At 60.7% G+C, this 19,900-nt stretch carries 3 protein-coding genes; all 3 read right to left on the bottom strand.

Going from position 1 to position 19,900, the window contains the following annotated elements:
• Positions 1-14: 14 nt before the first annotated feature.
• Positions 15-1,859: a hypothetical protein gene (locus JNN07_07800; GenBank protein MBL9167629.1), complete on the bottom strand. Its 1,845-nt coding sequence runs from the start codon at positions 1,857-1,859 to the stop codon at positions 15-17.
• Complete coding sequence (locus JNN07_07795; protein ID MBL9167628.1) at positions 1,856-2,728, bottom strand: hypothetical protein; 873 nt, start codon at positions 2,726-2,728, stop codon at positions 1,856-1,858. The genes JNN07_07800 and JNN07_07795 overlap by 4 nt, the downstream gene beginning before the upstream one ends.
• A 493-nt stretch (positions 2,729-3,221) precedes the next feature.
• Positions 3,222-19,847: a putative Ig domain-containing protein gene (locus JNN07_07790; GenBank protein ID MBL9167627.1), complete on the bottom strand. Its 16,626-nt coding sequence runs from the start codon at positions 19,845-19,847 to the stop codon at positions 3,222-3,224.
• Positions 19,848-19,900 lie beyond the last annotated feature (53 nt).

Raw genomic sequence — 19,900 nt, 5'->3', positions numbered from 1 at the left:
AAATGATTTGCTAGTCACCGCCCATCATTCAGAACGGGGACATGAGAGGCACGATGCATCCGGAAAGTGCCGGTGCAGACCAGAGGCGTGGCGTGCAACCCCTGAACCGTCTCCTCGTAGACGCCACCGACCTGGGTATCACCCCATCCCGACAAGGCAAACCCGTCGGGATCGCTCGCGCCAAACTGAAGCCGGATCAATCGATCCACCGAGGGCGATTCCGAAGTAGAGTGTTGTCCGGAGGCACTTACCTTCACCTTGAGAGAAGCTCCACGATCGTCTCGGTTGTCGTGATCCGGATGATAGGAGTGAACGAACGGGTTCAACGGGTCCGCGTAGTCCAAGTGCACACTGCAGCTGAGGACGGTACCCGCGGATCCAAATGGACCGTCACCGGCGAACAGGACAGGCTCACGAAAAGAGAAGGCGGCGGAACTCAATCGCCGCCCCACAGCTTTGCCATCGCGTAGAGCCGTCCCTGTAAACGCCGCTGAAATCTTCGCTTCGTCCGTCAACAAGACATAACGTCCGGGAGCTGTAATACTCCCAGCCGCGTTGGTCTCCCCGGGCCGCCACATCTCCAGAACCCGCTGAAGCAACTTGGCTTGCCCCCCCGAATCCAAGTGAACAAGGATTCGGAAAGAAAAATCCGCTCCGGTTTGAACCGGTTCGGAAGGGTTGGCGGAACTTGGTTGGCTAACCTTTTTGATGGAAACGTTCCCCACCCACAACCCTGCACGAGGATCGGGCGACGTCACATCAGCTAAAGCAGCCCCGGCACGGCCCCCACCCTGCGGTCCCTCCGATTTCACAGGAATCAGCATCCGGGTCGTGCTGGCGGAGTCGGTGACCTCCAGCAAGGATTGGAACAACGGCTTCGCGCTCCCAGTCGTCGAGGCGAAGCGCGTCATGTCCCGGCGACGCACCTCCAACCTTAGGTCCCAAGCTCCGCCCGGAGGGATCGTTTGAGTGAGCTCCGACGGCAGATCTGCCCAACCCAATTTGCGGCCAGCGAAATCGTTCAACCAGTAGGACATCGGCACGGAACCCGCCAACGGGGGGAAATTGGGTCCCGGAGGTGAGGTCGACGCCAGCTGGCGGATAGTTACGGTCCGAGGAAGAGTGGTGGACGAGTTTCGAATGTGGAGAGTCTCCTCGGTCAGACTTTGGCCAAAATCCAAGCCGATGCGGCGATCCAATTGTACTTCCAGTGGGCCGGCATAGTCCGGTAACCCAGTCGAGCGAATCCAGAATGCCTCACCACGTACCATGGGGGTTGAGTTCGGTTGATTCAGCTGGATCCAGAGTCCCGAGGCATTCAACCGATAGATCCTTCCGGTCGCTAGGGCCGGCGAGTTGGTGAAAAAGGCCTGGAAAGTCGGCGTCGCACTGGTAGGAAGAGAGAAGCCAACGAAGTTGAGCGAATCCGCGAGCCAATCGGGTTTACGCACGACCGGCGTGCCTCTTACCACCCATTCCATCGGTACCGCGTCGTCTGCCAGCTTGATCAAATAAGGACGCCCGCCTTCCAATGTGAAAAGCTTGTTCTGAGAAAACAAGGCACTTCCGGGCGGAAACCACGTCAGCCAATTGGGCGCATTGGCAACCAACTGACTCGGATTGTCAATGAACTGGATCGCCGTTTGGCGTCGGCTGAAACGCCAGGCGCTCTCGACTCGCAAACCCGCGAACAGCGTCTCACATTCAGCCGGCTCTGGCTGCACCTCCAAGTAGACCGCGTTCCACCCAGGGCGCAAAGTGATTGGCTGTGATGCCCACTGCGCACTTGCCGTAAGCGTGATGCCGAAGACAACAACCACAACCGATCGACTCCACCATTCTCCAAAAAGGGATTTCATGGTTCGATCTCCAATCGATAAAAATAGTGTCCTGTCCCGCTGGCACCAGGGTCGATCACCGTATTAACGGGCGGAGTCGCCACTAAGTTGCTGCGAACCAAGGTCAGTCCTAAAGCGGAGGGAAGACTCGCAGTCGCAACGCTCGCAAGGTTCGTTCCACGCCACAAGCGATAGGAACGCCCGTCCACACTTTCCCAGTCGACTTGCATCCCACCGGCAGGAAGAGCTGCGTAATTCACGAACTGAAACACGGAGCGCGCATCGGTCGGGTCCGTGCCAGCCTCGAACTCCGTTCCATTTCGCATCCCATCGCCATCGTCGTCCCCTTCAGGGTCCGCGCCGATCGCGCCGAAGTAACGAAGTTCCCAATCGTCACAAAGCCCGTTCCCATCGACATCCGAGCAAGGAATAGAGACCGTCAAATCGACACGCTCGATTCGGCCGCGGGAACGGGAGGACGCTGAGAACGAGGACTGAGCGGGAGCTGAGAAGGACACCAGCAGCCCATTCACTCGAACGTGCGAGTGTTCGAAAACCACTGCCGATGCGGTCAAATCGAGAGTGTTGGTGGTTACCGGGCCCGTCACGACAGTTTCAGCGGGGACTTCCAAAATATAAGAAAACCCGGGATAGTTACTCACCACCGTATCCAGAGAAACCGTGCGCCCGGTGGTCGACTTGCGGATTTGCCATGTCAATGAGCCGCTCGAAAGACGTAGGTTATGCTGGGCGAGGTTGCGAATCGTGCCGTAGAAGATCAGGGGAGGCTCGGGGATCCCCTGCGCGAAACCACCTTCATAGCAAAAACATAGGACTGCTGAAAACACGGTGCGAGCGAGACCTACTGAAAGCTTAGGAGAGTTTTTCACGCAATATCTTCTTTCCGCACAAGTTCAACGTTCAGCAACTGTGTATCCGAGACTACCTGGGACGCTTGATCATCCAGACAGCCGGTTCGCTACTTACAAAAGGAACTACCAGCGGAAGTCACAAAATTTATTGCAGGCCAGCTCCTGGGTCGCGGACCATCGGAACGAGCTTTGCGGAGCGCGGCGCTCAATGAAAACGGTGGTCTTGCTGAGGATTTAAGGGATCATGCCTGGGGTTTTGGGCCCGTCTTCGCCCCTCGGCGGGCTAGGGGCGTCCGCCTACGTTGAAACTTCTAGCACAGCCGATCGGCCCCTTGAGCCTTCAAACGATGGAAAATCATCAGTTAGATCTCGTTCACATCCTAGACATCGGAGTGCTGGTAGTCACCCAGGCTAAAATAGAAGTAGCCCTCCTCCCGCCACTGTCCCAGCGTCTTGGTGACTTGCTCATTCTTGCGTCGATCGCGGTAACGTCTACTACCGCAAGGTTCTGTTACCCTAGGACCCCCACATCCCGGTGGACTCGGTCTGGCTCGGTTCGCCAGTCGATCTCAACTTCGATCCAATAGAGCTGTCCGTCCCTAGTCTCGAACAACCAGCACAATCGCTTGGGATTTCCTGCACGCAGCTGCTCGCGCAGATTCTTGAGAATACCGCCATAATTCTTGTTGCCCTTGGTGTTCGGCCCGCCCAGCGCGGAGATGAGTGCCTGCTCGAGGTTATTGAGGTAGTTCGCCGCTGAAGCCTCCTTCGTGGTCACCTGCAGGACGGCCACGATCCGCTTCACCTTGTCGCCGTGCTCGGCCATCCGCCGCCGGATGTCCACACTCTGTCCGACGTAATACTTTCCATCAGGCCTCTGATACACATAGATGCCCAGCACCTTGCTGGCCGCATCCAAGGCCACCGCCTCAATGGCGAAGTCGACCGCCAGATCGATTCCGAGTTTGGCCACACAGCGCGCCGTGGCGACCGCAATCCGTGACAGGATCCCGCGCTCGATGGCGGCGGTCAGTCCAAAGCGATCGCTATAGTTCGGCGGACTGTTGTTCAGGAAGGCATACAGGTTCGGCAGGCTTCCCTCCTGGCGCAGCGGGTCCTCTTGCAGGAAACGTCCCAGCACGGGATCGTAATAGCGAGCCCGGTAATAGTACAGCCCGGTCTCCGCATCCCACTCATGCCCTTGAAACCCAAAACGCCCCACCAATCCGGATTCATCCGGGTTGAGGATATTCCCGAAGGAATCATACCGGCGCTGGGCAATGAGCCCGCCGGTCGCATCGCTCACCCCCAGCACCGTCTCCTGATCGTCCAACAGGGCCCAGACGGGTGTTCCGTTCGCAGCCCACCGAACGTGATGTTCGTCGGGCCGATCGCCGTGCCCGTATCGAGCTATTACATTGCCCTGCGCATCCAAATCAGCCCACACGTCCAGCAGGTTGTGCACTGACCGGGTGACTTGTCCTCCCGTCCGGCGCGTTACGCGCCGGTTCAATAAATCATACTCGAATGACGTACGACGCACCTCGGCGCCCCGCAGGTCCAGGTCGAGCACCTCAGTCATCCGATTGCGATGGTCATAGACATACCGAGTCGTGAGCCCCGAGACCCGATTGGATCGAGCGATGATATTGCCCTCGCCGTCGTATCCGAACACCCATTCCTGAAACTCCGTTATCCGGTTGTTGCGTCCTACCCGGAAATCATCCCCTACCCGATTCTGAGCAAGGTCGTAGCGATACACCTCGGCGGGTTGGGCCGTATGGAGGACATTGGTCAACTGGCCTGCGGCGTCATAAGCGAACCGCGACACTTCCGTCCCTAGACTGCGCTCCAGCACTTCTTGAGCAGCGTTGTGGCGATAGCGTAATCCCAGGACCGACGCGCCAGCCGCGCTGCGATGCGTGACGTTGGTCGTGGAGCTGAGGCGGTTGTAGGCATAAAGGCTCTCGCCAACCCGCTGCTGACCACTCAGCCCCAGTCCTCTCACCACCGAAGTGCGACGTCCGGCGACGTCATGGTCGAACCGCGCAAACACCGGGGAGAATCCGTTGCCCTGCCACCGACGCGTCTGCAAGCGTGACCGATTGTCGAACGTGGAGTCGACGCGGAAACCCAGGGAATCCGTTACTGACAAGATGTTGGTAAACGCGTCGTAGTTGTAGTTGAGCGAGAAAGCAGGCACGCCCGGAACCCCGCGACGGGTCGATTGCTTCAGCCGGCTCAACGGGTCGAACACGAACTCTTCCACGATTCCCCCGTCCCGAGCCTCCACCAGCTGACCTTCAGCATCGTGCCGATAGAGAATCTCCTTCACCTTCACCGCCCCGTCCCACCAGACCTCGTTCGTCGGACGGTTGGCGGCGTCGTATCCCATGGTAATCCTACGCCCATTGCGATCGATCGATTCCGTTCGGTTGCCGACAGCGTCATATCGGTTCGTGAAGCCACGACCAAATGGGTCGATGGCTTCCGTAACCCGGTTCAATGCGTCGTAGCGGAACGTCGTGACGTTGCCCTCGGGATCCTGGATCTGGGTTCGGTTGCCGTTGGCATCGAATTGGAAGCGAACCACTCCGCCGGCTGGATTCGTGATCGAGGTGATCCGCCCGACGGTATCATAGCCGAAGGCGGTCGTCCGTCCCATGGCGTCGGTCCGGCTGGCGAGCAGGTTTCCTCGATAAGTGAAGCGGAGGACCTGACCCTCCGGGTCGCGGGAACTCAGAACCCGACCGGCGTCGTCATAGGTGAGCACGGTCTCGTTCCCCAACTCATCGACCTCCCGAACTAGCGCGCCCAAAGAGTTGTATTCGAAGGCACGCACACTGCCGTCCGGTTGAACGATCCGTGACGGAGAGCCGCACGCGCAACCGTTGTCATATAGAAACTGCTCTGAATGCCCATTGAAATCACTCACTGAGGAGAGCCGCCCCTGGGCGTCATAAGTGCGGCGGGCGACCGCTCCCAGCGCATGGGCTACGCCCGCAACGCGTCCCTTGGAGTCCAAATCGAAGGCGACAGGGGCTCCGCCCGGACCGGTGATCATGGTGGCCCGTCCGAGGGAACCATAGGTCAACCGGGTGACATTCCCCAATCCGTCCACAACCGAGGTGAGGTTCCCCGTGGAGTCATACGTTTTGCGAGTGACCACTCCCCGGGCGTCCCGCTGCAACACCTCGTTGTCGTTGGCATCATACTCAAACTCGGTGACTCCACCGAGGGCATCCACCCGCCGCACCTCGTTGCCCCGATCGTCATAAACCGACCGCGTCGTGTGGCCATTGCCATCCGTAAGCACACCGGTCAGGCTGTCGGAATCGAACTGCTGCCGGATCGGGTTCCCCGCTCCATCCCGGACTGCCAGCAGAACGCCGTTGGCGTCGAACTCAGCCCGAAGGATCGCATTACCGAGCGCATCCACCACATTCGTCAGCAAGTGCGGCTGCAGCCCATGGTAGTCGAATCGCACGGTATTGCCTACCTGATCGTTGAATCGGCGCAGATCCCCGACGGCATCATACTCGTACCGCAGCCGTTTGCCGGCGGGATCGACGATCTCCGATATGCGTCCCGCTGCATCCCGCACGAAGGCAATGAACTCGTCGGGTTGAGTGGCACCCGCAGGATAATGAAAGACCCCCTCCTTCCGGTATTCGACGCGATTTCCCGTCGGATCTTGAACGCGTCTAAGTCCGAACGCCTGGTCATACTCGTAGACCAACCCATCTCGCGTTCTCAGCCGATAGCCACTGGGATCATAACCGACCAACCCAAATCCCGAAGTAAAACTCCCATCCGACCGCACCTGGTAAGCCGCCGGAGCCTCCAAAGGCTCCAGTCGATCCAGCACGCCGGGATCTGACACGAACGCCGGACGGTAGAACGCTCCGAACACCAGCGCACTCGACGCAAACTGGGGCTGGAAGGTAAACCCAAGCCGCCGTCCATCAGGTGCGGTCAAATAAACCCGAGTCTTCACGGTGAACGTGCTGCCCTGCCCACTGAGGCCGACGAAGGCCTTTTTCCCCGTCTCCAGCACTTGTGCGTCTTGCACCGCCAGCGACCAACCATGCCCAAAGTCACCCGACCGCTCGCTTTGCCGACTGTCATACGCTCGCGTGATCGTGATCGGGATGCCGGCAAGCGGCACTTCCAAATCGACATACTCCACGGCGAGTTCCCCGAACTTTAAACTGCCCGCCACGCTGATCTGAGCAGCTTCCTGTCGTCCCTGGCCATTCCGATCGAAAACGCTCAAGCGCAGGACATACCCCCCGTTGATCAACCGAGTGGGGTCAAACCGGCCCAACGTGGCATTGGAGACAGTGAATGTGTTGGCTGGGAATGTTCCCCGGCTAAGCGCGCGAAATCGCAGTCGTGGATCGCTGGTGCTCAGTTCGGCGCTGGCGAAATCGCCATCGAGAGGAGCCACCTCCAACACATAATTCCGCAGCTCCGCAGAACTCGTGACACTGGCAATCACCGGCACGGGCCGGGTCACCACCGCTGAGTTGGTCGGTGATTCGAGCAGGATCTGCACCGTGCCCACGGCGTTGGGATCCACCACGAAAATGCGGTTGGTGATGGACGTGCGATTGCCGGAAGCATCCACGGCACTGGCGATAAGGTCCACATCCTCCGAGACGGGAAACTCAACCAGAGCCAAACCCTCCGCTGACAGCACCACCGGAACCGGGCCGATCGTCAGACTGGTCTCCTCGACCCCCACATTGTCGGTCGCGTCCACCCGAATCGCCACTTCGGTGCCCGCCCGAACAAAACGCACTCCCTGACTGTCGGTTAGGTTGTAGGCCACCTGCACCGCCACCACCGGCGGCTCTTGATCGGCCGCGAGACGGACGAAGGACTGCTGAGTGTTGGAAGCACCATACTCATCGGTTACTATCCAGGTCACCGGAAAGGATCCCGTGGCACTGGCGGAGGGAAGCCATCGGACGCGTCCCAGGTTATCCACGTTTATGCCCGCAGGCCCCTGGACCGCGAACGATAAGCGATCGTTCTCTGCATCCACGGCTTGGATGACGTCCGTGAACAAAAGTCCGGGAACCGCATTCGTCTTAGGACGCGAGACCAGTTGCGGCGCGGAGTTAGGACGGGCCACGACGTTGAATTGCTGTGCACCCGAAGCACGGGCCGGGTCACGAGCCACCAGAATCAGCGTCTCGGATCCCGCTGAAGCAGGTGTCCAAACGAGCCGAGCCTGCGTTCGACCCGGCAGGGCACTCACCGGCGTCAAGGTGGCTCCCGACGGCAAGCGCACCGGCTCGATCGAAACGACGTCGCCGTCCGCATCCGTCGCCTCCACCACATAAGTATAGGGACGCCCTACCCCAGCCCCGCGCAGCGGATTCGAAACGATCACCGGCGACCGGTTGGCATTGAAGTTGAACGCATAGAGTGTGTAGCGCTGTGTCGCTTCACCACCCCGCCCGTCCGAAACGACCAGTTCCACGACATGAGGCCCAGCCTGCGCGGCCGTGGGGGTCCAGGTAAGTGCTCCCGATCGGGAGTCGAGCGCCATGCCTGCCGGCAACGGCGCGACTCCCACCCGCCAGGTCAACGCATCCCCGTCCGGATCCGCACTGCGCGGCACATACAGATAGACCGTGTCGAGTTGGGCTTCCGTCAACGGAATAGAGGTGATCTGCGGCGGACGATTGGCCCACAACACGTCTATTTGGAATTCTTGAACATCCGGTTCTCCATACGAGTCGCGGACCTCCACCACAACGGTTGGCTGACCCACTTGATCCGATCGAGGCACCCACCGCAGGGTCCCCAGGATCGGATCGATCGACAGCCCGGTCGGACCCGAAACGATCGACCAGCGCAACGGGTCGTTCTCCGGATCCACCGCCCGCAAATCATAGGCATAAACCTCACCTACCGCGGCGCCCGACACGGGGCGACTGACAATGGTCGGACCTTGGTTCTGGATGGAGGTCTTCACCTGAACTGCGAATGGCAGATCCGCACTCCCGCCACGCCCATCGGTCACCCGAAGTTGAACTCGATTGCTGCCCAAGTCACTCACACCCGGTTGCCAGGAGATCATGGCAGCCCCCAGCGGCGCTTCCGCGCTGGTGACCAAACGCATTCCCGCGGGGGCAGACACCAGAGTAAACGCAAGCAGATCACCATCAGGATCCTCGGCCCATACAACCGAACTGTAGCTGCCGTTCAGATGCGTCTGAGCTCTCGGTTGGCTCACGAATACCGGAGGTTGATTGTTCGTATCGGTGACCACTTCAATCACGAAGGACTGTCGCGCCTCCGCTCCGCTGGGATCCGTCACTCGGACCTCCACGGGATACGATCCCAACTGCGCGGACGACGGCGTCCATTCTAGAATTGCCGTGAAACCGGAGAGGCTGGACGTGCTGAGGGTCAGGCCCAGGGCGGCAGGGGCGGAAAGTTGGAAGGAGAGGAGCGAATCCTCAGCGTCCTGGGCCCGAACTTCATAGCGATAGGGTCGATTCGCCGGCGCTCGAAGTTTGGGTGCCGAGGCGATGATGGGTGCCGAGTTCTCGGCCAACACCTCGAGGGTGTAGGATTGCACGGCCAGGCCTCCAAACGGATCCTGAGCACGAATCACCACTACATGACTTCCCAGTTGAGACAGGGAAGGCACCCAAGACACCACGCCATCCCCACCCACCACCAAGCCTGCGGGTGCCAGGACCACTTCGAATCGAAGAGCGTCCGCGTTCGCATCGGTGGCTTGGGCCGTATACACATAGGGCCGCCCAGCGAGTGCTCGCTGGGCTGGGGTAGACACGAATACGGGCGCAACATTGTCCAGACTGCTCCGAACCTCGATCCGATGAGAAACAACGGCCGATCCACCTCGACCATCGAGCACGCGAAACTGGACATCGAAGCGGCCCAATTGCGATTCCGTCGGCCGCCATTGGATTCGTCCGGTCTGAACATCCAGAAGCATTCCCGCAGGAGCGTCGGTTACTTCGAATCGGAGAGGATCCTGATCAGGATCCCGGGCGCCAAGCACTGCGGAGAAGAGCCGGTTGACCCCGGCAAGCGATGGGAGTGTGCCCTCGAACAGGGGGGCTCTATTCGTGCCGGAAGGTCGTATGGTGAACTCCTGCACCGTGCTCCCTCCACGTCCGTCCTCCACCCGGACTGCGAAACTCACTGGATCGGACGAATCGCCGCGCCAGCGGAGCAAGCCGGTAATGGGATCCACCACTGCCCCAGTCGGTCCATTCACCAATTTGAAGCGAACCGGGTCGCCTTCTGGATCCAAAGCCCGAATCGGATACACATAGTCCAAGTTCCAGCGAACAGGGATTGACCCAATCACGTTGGTGGTGCCCGGTCGGATGAACTGAAGCTCGAAGGCCCGGGCATCGCCCGTGCGAGTCACGCGATAGGTAAAACGAGCCGTATCGCCCGAGCCAATCCCACTCACGATTCCAGTACGGTTGCTGAAGACGACCGAGGGATCGGACGCGATCAGCTCGAGGCGCAGCTGACGCTCGATGCCCTCGACGTTCACCTCCACGAACGCCCGGGTGAACGACAGGGCGTTCGATCCACCCTGTCGCAGTAGGTTCAAATCCCAAGTCGCCCCGCCCGTTTCGAAAGCGAGGGGCACGTATTGTTGTTGCAAGGCCGGCGCTCCCACAAAGACACCGTTGGACCCGATTTGAAACCCACCCGAGCCATCGGGAAGGTAGGCGTTACCCACCGCATCCAAGCCTATGCCAGTAGTGCCAACTCCATCACGCAGGGGTCCATCGAGAATGGTGTTCATGCGAACTCGTTGGTTCGCCGCGACGTTCAACAAATTGCTCAGAGTGACGGAGGCATTGACGACATCGCGATCCTCGTCGGTGACGAGCACGAGGTTCGCTGCGGCCGTCAAGCGGAAGGGCAGTTCCGCCAGCGCCTTAGCTACTCCGTCGTAGCCGTCCTCAACCCCTGATCCCGACGTACTGAGCAACCGAGTGGCGCCGGCAAAAAACGCGGCGGAGCCGAAGTAGTTGCCCACTTCGCCATAATCCAAGATGAGGCGTTCCCCGGCGCGCCCCTCCAGCCAAAACACATCGGCTGACAACCCGGACTCGAGGGCTCCAATATGGCTCACCGTCGCCGTTCCCGGATTCAAACGCGAAGGTTCCAAGAGTCGAAACTGGTAGGCCGAAGTCGCGTCGCCCACACCGTCGACCGTCAGTCGGTACTCGGCAGGCACCAGATCCAGCAGGCTCAACGGATTGGAGGGATCCACCGTCGAGAATGGTCGCGCCGATACTTCCACGCCCGCCGGCCCTTCGAGCGACCAGGTGAGAGATGGAGTGGGACTGACGGAATCGAAATAGAGTTGGGTTCGCGTCGGGAGACGAAACCAATACACATCGCGTTCTCCGGAAGCTGCAATGTTTCCACGGTTCAACTCGCCCAGGGTCAGAGGTTGCTGCGAGTCCGAGTTCAACTGGAGGGTGAAGGCCAGGGTCCGCGCCGCCGTTTCGCCAATTCGTCCTTCCAGCAAGAGATAGTGTTGCCCCGGTAGGGCGAGTGCTCCCAACTCGATATCACTGCCGAGCACCGCATCCCCCAGGACTTGGCCCAGCCGGTTGAGGACGCGCCATCGACTGGTGGTCGTCCCGCCCGTAAGGCCTCGTCCATTGAGGTAGAGACGCTCCCCCGCACCGCTGAAACGGTAGAGTTGCGTGGAGTTCGGCGGATCCATGCTCAGCTCCACCGGCACCCCGGGAAGCAGCTCAGTGGCCTCGTCCAGTCGGCTCAGGAAGAAGCGATAGGATCCAATGTTCGTTCCCACCCCATCGACACTGAGTTGGTACTCACCAGCAACCAGATCGAGGGTCGGGTTCGGAGAGAGATCAGCCGAGTCAGACTGATCGAAGCGTCGGTTGACAACATTGCTGCCCGCGGGACCGCGCAAGCTCCAGATGAACCCGCTTCGGAATGTGCGGGAGTCAAAGTAGAGCAAGGATCGGCTGGCGAGATTGAACCGATACGAATCCACCTGGTTGGTCGCAATCAACGTGCCCTCCACCGGCTGGCCCAGCGGCAGCGGCGTTCCCACCAGTGGAGGAATGGGGAGACTGTTGGTCGGCACCAGACGGAACCGAGCGGACCCCGGCAGCGCATCCAGTCGCGAGCCCTCGATGAGCAGGGAGTAGCCGCCGCTTTGGTTCAAAGCGACATTCGGAACATCCGTTCCTAGCGCGACGTTGAATAGGATCGAGCCGTAGGGACTCACCAATCGCATCCGGGCATTGGCAAGGTTGGTGCGAGTCAGGGCGTCGAACGTCAATCGCTCGCCAGCAGCGGCCTCTAGGCGAAACACCCGAGTCTGGTTGGCGGGGTCGAGCTCGACTGTGGTAACGGTGTCGATGGAAAGAGGACTGCCATCGGAAAGATCCAGCCAGCGGAAGGCAAATGAACCGGTCGCTTCAGCCACTCCGTCCACCGTCATCCGATAGCGCCCGGCCGGCAGATCTAGAAGAGGATTGTTGTTGTCCCCCGCATCGGTCTGGTCGAATCGGCGGCGATCCACGAGCAGTCCGGCGGGTCCGTTCAGAGACCAGACCAGGGTGTTGGTGTGAGCCAAGGCATCCAAGTACAGGAGGGACCTCGTAGCCAGATCAAACTCGTACACCGTCTCTTCACCGGCTCGCGCCACGGATCCTTGAATCCGTTGCCCCATTGCGAGCACAGCTTGCGCTGGACGACTCAGATCGAGTCGGAACACGAAGTCTCGCGGCGTGGCGTCGGCGGGGGCTCCCTCTATCAGGAGCGTGTAGTCTCCGCCCTGGGGTAGAGCAACAATCTCGAGATCGGTCCGCAGCGAGGCCGCTGCTGCGACCTGCCCGAACGGATCGATGAGCCGCCACCGACCGGTGTTGGGGCCGGAGACGGTCCGCATCTCCAAGTAAATGCGTTCCCCCGGTGCGGCGCTGACGCGATACAGCCGCGTCGCATTGGCAGGATCGAGCTGCCCCGCCGTATCCCGAGCTGCTTCGAGAGCCAGAGCAGCCGAGAGCGGAAGCCAACGAAAAGCGTACGCCCCCACCTGGCCGGAGGTTCCTGCGACAATAAAGCGATAGTCGCCCGCCGCGAGATCCAAAACCGGAGTCCCATCGAAGCCCGTGGAGTCGGTGCTATCGAATCGCCGCGCGTTCACAACCACTCCCAGGGGGCCATTCAGAGTCCAATGGAGCGCGCTATTGCTGAGCGAGTCGACATAGACCAGCGTTCGTTCTGGCAGGGACACCGTGTACGTATCCTGTTCGCCGGGGCTGGAAATCTCCCCGGAAATGGGTGCCGCCGAGGCAAGCGCTTGGACGGAATCCTGATACTGGTTCAACTGAAGAGAGAAATCGCGACTGACCGATTCATTGACTCGGCCCTCCAAAGCGAGCAGATAGGTACCGGCATGCTCCGCCGGCCCCCAAACGAAATCCGCATCAAGATTTGCGGTCACCAAAGGGGAGCCGACCGGATCAAACCAACGCCAGCGGCTACTCGTCGCCCCACCGGTCAGAAGCAGCATGTCCCCGTAGATCCGCGCTCCCGCGGCCACTTCCACCTGATACAACCGAGTGCTGTTGGGCGGATCTAATCTACCCGACAAGGTTGTGTTCGGACTGAGGACCGGAGCCGCAGCGGGGCGACGAAGCGCGAAGGCATAACCGCCGATCCCATTCGCCGCCGCCGACACGGTGAGCCGGTAGAAGCCTGGAAAACCGGTGAACGTGGGATCAGAGTTGTCGGACGAGTCGGAGCGATCGAATCGCAGTCCGTTGATCACCGTCCCCGAGGGTCCAATCAGGGTCCAGGTGAGCGACGACTGATTGGTGAGGGAGTCAAAGTAAAGCAGTTCCCGCTGGGAGAGCCGGAACACATAGGTGTGCTCTTCCCCGACCCGAGCCAATCGGGCGAACACCGCCTGATCGAGCGTGAGCGGAAGCTCGTTGGTCGAATGCAGCTGCAACCGGAAGGTGAAATCACGGCGGTTGGTCTCGCTGCCCCGCCCCTCCAACAACAAAGCGTAAGTTCCACTCATCACCAGCGGCCCGCTCTCGAGGTCGACACTCAGTAGTTCATTCCGCACGATTCGACCCAGGGGATCCACCAACCGCCATCGGGCGGTGGTCGTGCCTCCCGAGAGCGTTCGTTGGTCGACGTAAACGCGCTCCCCCGCTTGGGCCGGAAATTGATAGAGCACGGAACGATTCGCCGGATCCAGCGCCCCGGAAATGTCGGTATCGGGCGTCATCATTGAGCCCTGATTGAGCTGCGAGAGTCGGAAACTATAGGCTCCCACATTGGTTCCCGTCGCATCGACAATCAGTTGGTAGTCTCCAGCCACCAAATCCAAAACGGGTGAGTTCTGGTCGGCCGAATCGGATTGATCGAAACGTCGCAAGAGCACATTGGTGCCCGCGGGTCCCGCCAAAGTCCACAGCCAGGGACTGCGATGGGTGAGCGAGTCGAAATAAGCAAGGGTCCGGTTGGTCAGGGTGAACCGATAGGCGTCCACCTGATTGGTGGCCACCAGATTACCCTGCACCAGCTCCCCAAGGTCCAGCGCAACGCCATCTCGGGGGGCCACCGGCACGGAATTCGTAGGTATCACCCGGAAGGAAAAATTGCCCGGGGCACTGTCCTGCCGCGAGCCTTCCACGAGTACCACATAGCGGCCGGTCTGATACTGCCCCTGCACTCCTCCATCCTGCTGCAAGCCCAGACCAAAAAACACCCCCCCATAAGGTCCAACGAGACGCCACCGGGCATTGGGCAAGTTGGTTCGGGTGAGGGAGTCAAAAATCCATCGGTTTCCTGCGGCGCCATCGAATCCAAGCATTTGGGTTTCAAACCCGCGTTCCAGCGAGATGGTGACAGGCGTGTTCAAACCGGCGGTCGGAGCGTCCGCGAGATTCAGCATCCGGAATCCATACGCGCCTGTGAAGTCACCCACGCCGTCGACCCGGAGGTCATAGTTCCCCGCGACCACTTCGATCACCGGGTTGGCAATGTCGCCGGCGTCCGATTGATCCATTCGACGCACGTCCACCACCACTCCCGAAGGCCCGGTCAAGGTCCACACCACGCGATTGGTGTTCACCCACGAGTCCAAATAGAGGAAGGCGCGCTGAGCAACGGCAAATCGGTACACCTGCTGCTCTCCTGGCAGCGACAGTGCTGCCTGCACGGCCTGCCCCACGACCAGCGGGCTGGTGGTAACGACCGGCTTCGCGACTCGGAGTTGGAACGAGCGACTGTTGGTTTCACCAATCCTGCCTTCGACCAAGAGCGAGTATACTCCCGTCACGGGCGCAGCCGGCACCTCCAGATCAGTCCCCAAGACAGTGTCGCCCACGGTCACGCCCGCCGGGCTGATCAACCGCAAGCGGCTGGTGGTGTTGCCGGCAGCCACCGATAACACATCGACATACAGGCGCTCTCCCTCGTTGGCGACAAAGCGGTAGGCCTCCGTCCGGTTGGGGGGACTCAATTGTCCGTTTACCGTCTCACCCAAGGTGAGGGGGACAGCATCCAACAGGTCTAACAGGCGGAATCGAAAGGGACCCACGGCATTACCGGAACCCGACACCACGAGCCGGTAGTTCCCAGCAATCAAGTTCAGCACCGCCCCGTCCTGATCATTGGAATCCGTCTGCCCGAAGGATCGATCCCGAACGACCTGTCCCGGCGGGCCGAACAAGTTCCACACCAAGCCGGCGGATGGATGTAAGGAATCCAGATAGAGCAGCCGGTTGCTCGCCAGCACAAACCGATACTCTCTCTGCTCGCCGGGACTGACAATCGCCCCCTGAACGTCGTCGTCGAAGACCAGGACGGAAGGGCCGTTGGTCTCGCGCCGCGTCAACATCTGGTAAGAGATGGGATTGGGATCAGTCCCCCCTGAAACCACCACTCGATAGATGCCATCCACGGGCAAAGGAACCGGCAAAGGATTGGAGGCACCGGAGAAGGTGCGACTGGTCAGCAAAACGTTGTCGGGGCGGTAAATGGATACAGTCCACGGACCACCCGCGACGGGAAATATATGGCTGTACTCCTGCCCCCCAGGATGCGAGAAGCCTACCAAGGCATAACGATTGGGTCCAATGCCACGCGACGTGAGCGCCCGGTCCAGATCGTCGATCATGTCCCCAATCCAGGCCTGTTCTCCGGCCATGGACCCAGACTGATCCACGACGAACGCGACGTCCGCGGAACCCGCCAGCGCATTGGTCGCAGGCAGTTGAAAAGTGACCGTTCCTTCGAAGGATTCGCCATCCCGAAGCGGTAGATCCAGGACGGTCGGTGTCACCGTTCCTTGGGGAATTGTAATCGGACCGGCGTATTCGAAGAAGGGAAAGGGTTGGCTGGTAATGATGGGCGGTTGGTTGTCGGGGTCGCCAATCACCTGCACGACCCAACGTTGCTCCGCCGCGCCGCCTCGACCATCGGAGACTTCGACCACCACCGACTGAGCACCCGTTACCAAGCCTCCATTCCAGCGAACCTCGCCGGTGTCGCCCCCTACGGTCATCCCGATCGGGCCCGTACTGAGAGAATAGCGCAGCGTATCCCGATCGGGATCCTCGGCACGGGCGATGTAGCGATAGGGCTGCCCGAGCAGATTGGTCACCACCGGATCCGAAACGAAACGCGGCGGACGGTTGGAGCTGAGTGTGCCGACGCGCAGCAGATACCCCTGCTCTGCCGAACCACCCCGATCATCGCGAGCCAGAATTCGCACCTGGTGAACTCCCAGATCTGCCGGACCAGGCGTCCAACGGATCGATCGCCGCGCAGCATCCAACGCCATTCCCGAAGGGCCCACGACCAGCTGATGACTCACGGGGTCACCGTCTGGATCGGCCGTCAGGAAGAGATACTCATAAGGTTGTCCCACGGTCGCCTGCGCCAACGGCGCGGTGCGGAATTCGGGCGCTCGGTTCATCCGTCCCAGCACCGCGGCGTCGAACCGGAAGGGCAGTCGGTCCGGGTTGAAGAAGGCCAGCGTCCGCGGAGCAGTCACTCCCCCCGGAGGCAGCCCATCGGGCGGGAGGGCAACGCTGAAGTCATAATAAGGCAGTCCATCCTCGCTGAGTCCATCCTCGCCCACGAGTCGCACTCCGGCAGCAGAAAGCCCGCGGCTGCCTACGAACAGTGGTCCGTGGAGTGTGGACAAGGAGGCATTGCTGAGCACCGTCTCGACATAAAAACGCTGGGAACTGGGATTGAATGAAGTGCGCCGGAAGTGCAACCCAATCCGAGAAGTGACATCCTCTAAACCAACGACGCCGTTGGTGCAAAGAACCCCAACGAAGACTTGGGTGTTGGACACAGACGAATATCCAGGCGCCGTCGCGACCCATTCCAAAACATTGCGTCCGGGAAGAACCTGCCAAGCGCTGAGCACTTGTCCTCGCTCGTCGATGTAGTCCACCGGCTGGCCATTGACGGTGATGGAGGCACGCACCTCGGGCGACAGATCCACCGCCACGACCTCAGCCTCCAGCAGCCGGGGTCCGACCGGCACCGACTGGTGTTGGGCGGGGGAACGAAGTGTCAGCCGAAGCACGCCTCGGTCGCCCGATATGGGTCGGCCTTGAACCGCTGACAACAACTGCGGCTCGAAGCCGGAAAATGAAAAAGAATCGACTCCGCATGGACGAGCATCCAGGCCCGCCAACAGAGTGGACAAGGCAGGCGGAGGAGACCCGCGCAGGTCCAGGCCGGAGTCCATGGCACCCACGCTCACTTCAGTGATCGTGACCCTGGATCCAGTATCAACATCGTTGTTCAGCAAGCGAATGACCAAGGTGTAGGGAATGCCCGGGACCAGGGTTCGGACATCGACTGCCAGGACCCCCGTGGTGAGCGTGGGACCCGCCGGGACCAGCGCTGTTCCCGGAGCCAACGCAGGGGGGAAACCCTCAGTCACCTGAAACAATCCGTCCAAAAGGGGTGGTAGTGGGCTGATCGAACCGGCCGCCTGGGCGTTCGGGATACCGCCGCCCTGCAGCGAAAGTAGAACCGAACTCCCGACCATATCCAACAGGGAGACTTCGAACGTGTCACCCATGCCCGGTCCGGAAGACCGATCAAATCTCAGATCTTCGAAGCGGAGGCGCAGCGCCTCGGCTCCGAGCGGGAGAGTGAACACTCGTTCGATACCCGTGACGAAAGACCTCCCCTCAGTGAGCACCGCGTTACAGGAGCCTCCCGTTCCATAGCTCACTGAACCAAGCTCGCTCGTGCCCGGCCAATGGCCCGTGACCAAGCGACGCCATTCGCGGCCATCGTTCGCGAAGGCGCAATCTCCCACCACCACCCGCACGTCGTCGCTCACCGTGGCATCGCCATCGAAAACCGAGAAGCGGAAGACATAGTCCCCCGCGGAGGAGAACGAGACGCGGGTGACCTGGTTGTCCACCCGCGCGAGTGCGTCCACGAGGGGCCCCGAAACCTGAGTCCACCACGAGGTCAGCGTGTTCAGTGGAAGTCCATCATCGGAACCCATTCCCGACAGCAGGGCCTGGTTTCCTAGGGCTATGAACTGATCGGGGCCGGCCTCGGCGTTCGGGATGGAATGGTAGATGACTTGAATGCTGGCGGAGTTGGTGTCCTGGCTGTCTCCCACGGAAAGTCGGAACACATGGGATCCCCGCTGGGCGAGTGTGACGCGGGTAACCGCCGAAGTGGGGCTCTCAATCTGCGCCGTTCCCGGACCGCTCAGTCGGGTCCAAGCGTAAGTGAGGGGTTTGCACGCAGCGGGCAAGCCGTCGTCCGTCGCTCGTCCGACCAGCAGCACCTCCGGTTCTCGCACGACCAACTGAGGGGGCAGATCGATGGTCGGGGCCTCGTTAGTGGGGCCGACGCTAAACTCATAGGCCCGGAAGAATCCACGGGGGTCGGTCAAGTTCGCACAACAGACGAGAAGAGCTGGGCCGGTCAGGGGCACCCGACAAACATCGCGCCACGACGCACCATCATGCACGTTCGTCGTGCCCTCAATCTGATAAGTCCGCCCGGGCCGGCCGTAAAGAATCAACTGAGGCTTCTGGTCCGACGTGAGCGAGGCTTCCAGCATCCCCCCCTCTCCGGAGATTACCACCCGCCCCACCTGAGTGGTTCGATTGGTCAACGTGCGGCCAGACGCGGTCTGGATAACGCTGTTCCCGATCAGGATGGTGGCCGCGCGGGTGGGTTGACCTTCGACAGCGGTGAAGCAGAGATCGGCGACATCCCCTCCGCTCGACACATCCAGCGGTTGACCGGCACAGGTGGACAATCGCACGAGAGCTTGGGTGGGGGACAGAAACGTGAGGTTGCTCGCGCACAGTTGGGGAGCGATGGGTTGAACGGAGAGGTTGGTCAATGTGCCCGCCGGAAATGTCACCGTAAACTGGATGTTCGTTACGGGCTCGTTGGCCGCCTGGGCGATTCCGATGCACGAGTCCTGACCAGCCAACACCACCGTCGTGCCAATCGCCACTTGGGCGAATTCGGTCACCACCACCTGGAATTGCTGGGTGGATGACAGACTAGGCTGTCCGCCGTCGGAAACCTTCACCACAAACCGATTCGTGCTCCCGGCACTCTCGCGGGACGGGGTCCAAGCGATCAAAAAGTTGGTACCGCGCAGTACCCGCGTGAGGGTGTTGCTGGGTGCCTGAAGAAGTTCGAAGCTCAGGGCCTGCGCCGGAAAGTCCGGCTCAATCGTTCGCAACGTGGTGGTAAATCGCTGACCGATATTGATTGTTTGATTGGTCACCAAGGACAGGAGCACCGGCGGGGAGTTGGACTCCGGGGGCGGCAGCACCACGACCGGTCCCGTTGTGTGGGTCAGAGTCGCGAGGAGGGGCGCGCCCGGGGAAGCCGTCGACACCAGCAAGGTGGGCTCGGCCACCTCAGGAAGGATGGGGATCAACTGAAGGGTCGGCACCTCCTCGGAAGCAAAACCGACTGGCAAGCCCGCACTCGGAGCAAAGTCCCCCTGCGCCTGAGGTAGGATGGCAAGCAGTCGCAGCGACAGGCAGAAGAGCAGGAAGACGTTGAGGAAGATCCGATCGAGCAAACAGCGCTGGAGCATATAACAAATGACGTTGGTGCGCAGACATCCCACGACACCACCCACCCGCTCAG

Source organism: Verrucomicrobiales bacterium, assembly GCA_016793885.1.
Lineage (GTDB): Bacteria > Verrucomicrobiota > Verrucomicrobiia > Limisphaerales > UBA11320 > UBA11320.
This window is presented reverse-complemented; position numbering and strand designations above follow the sequence as displayed.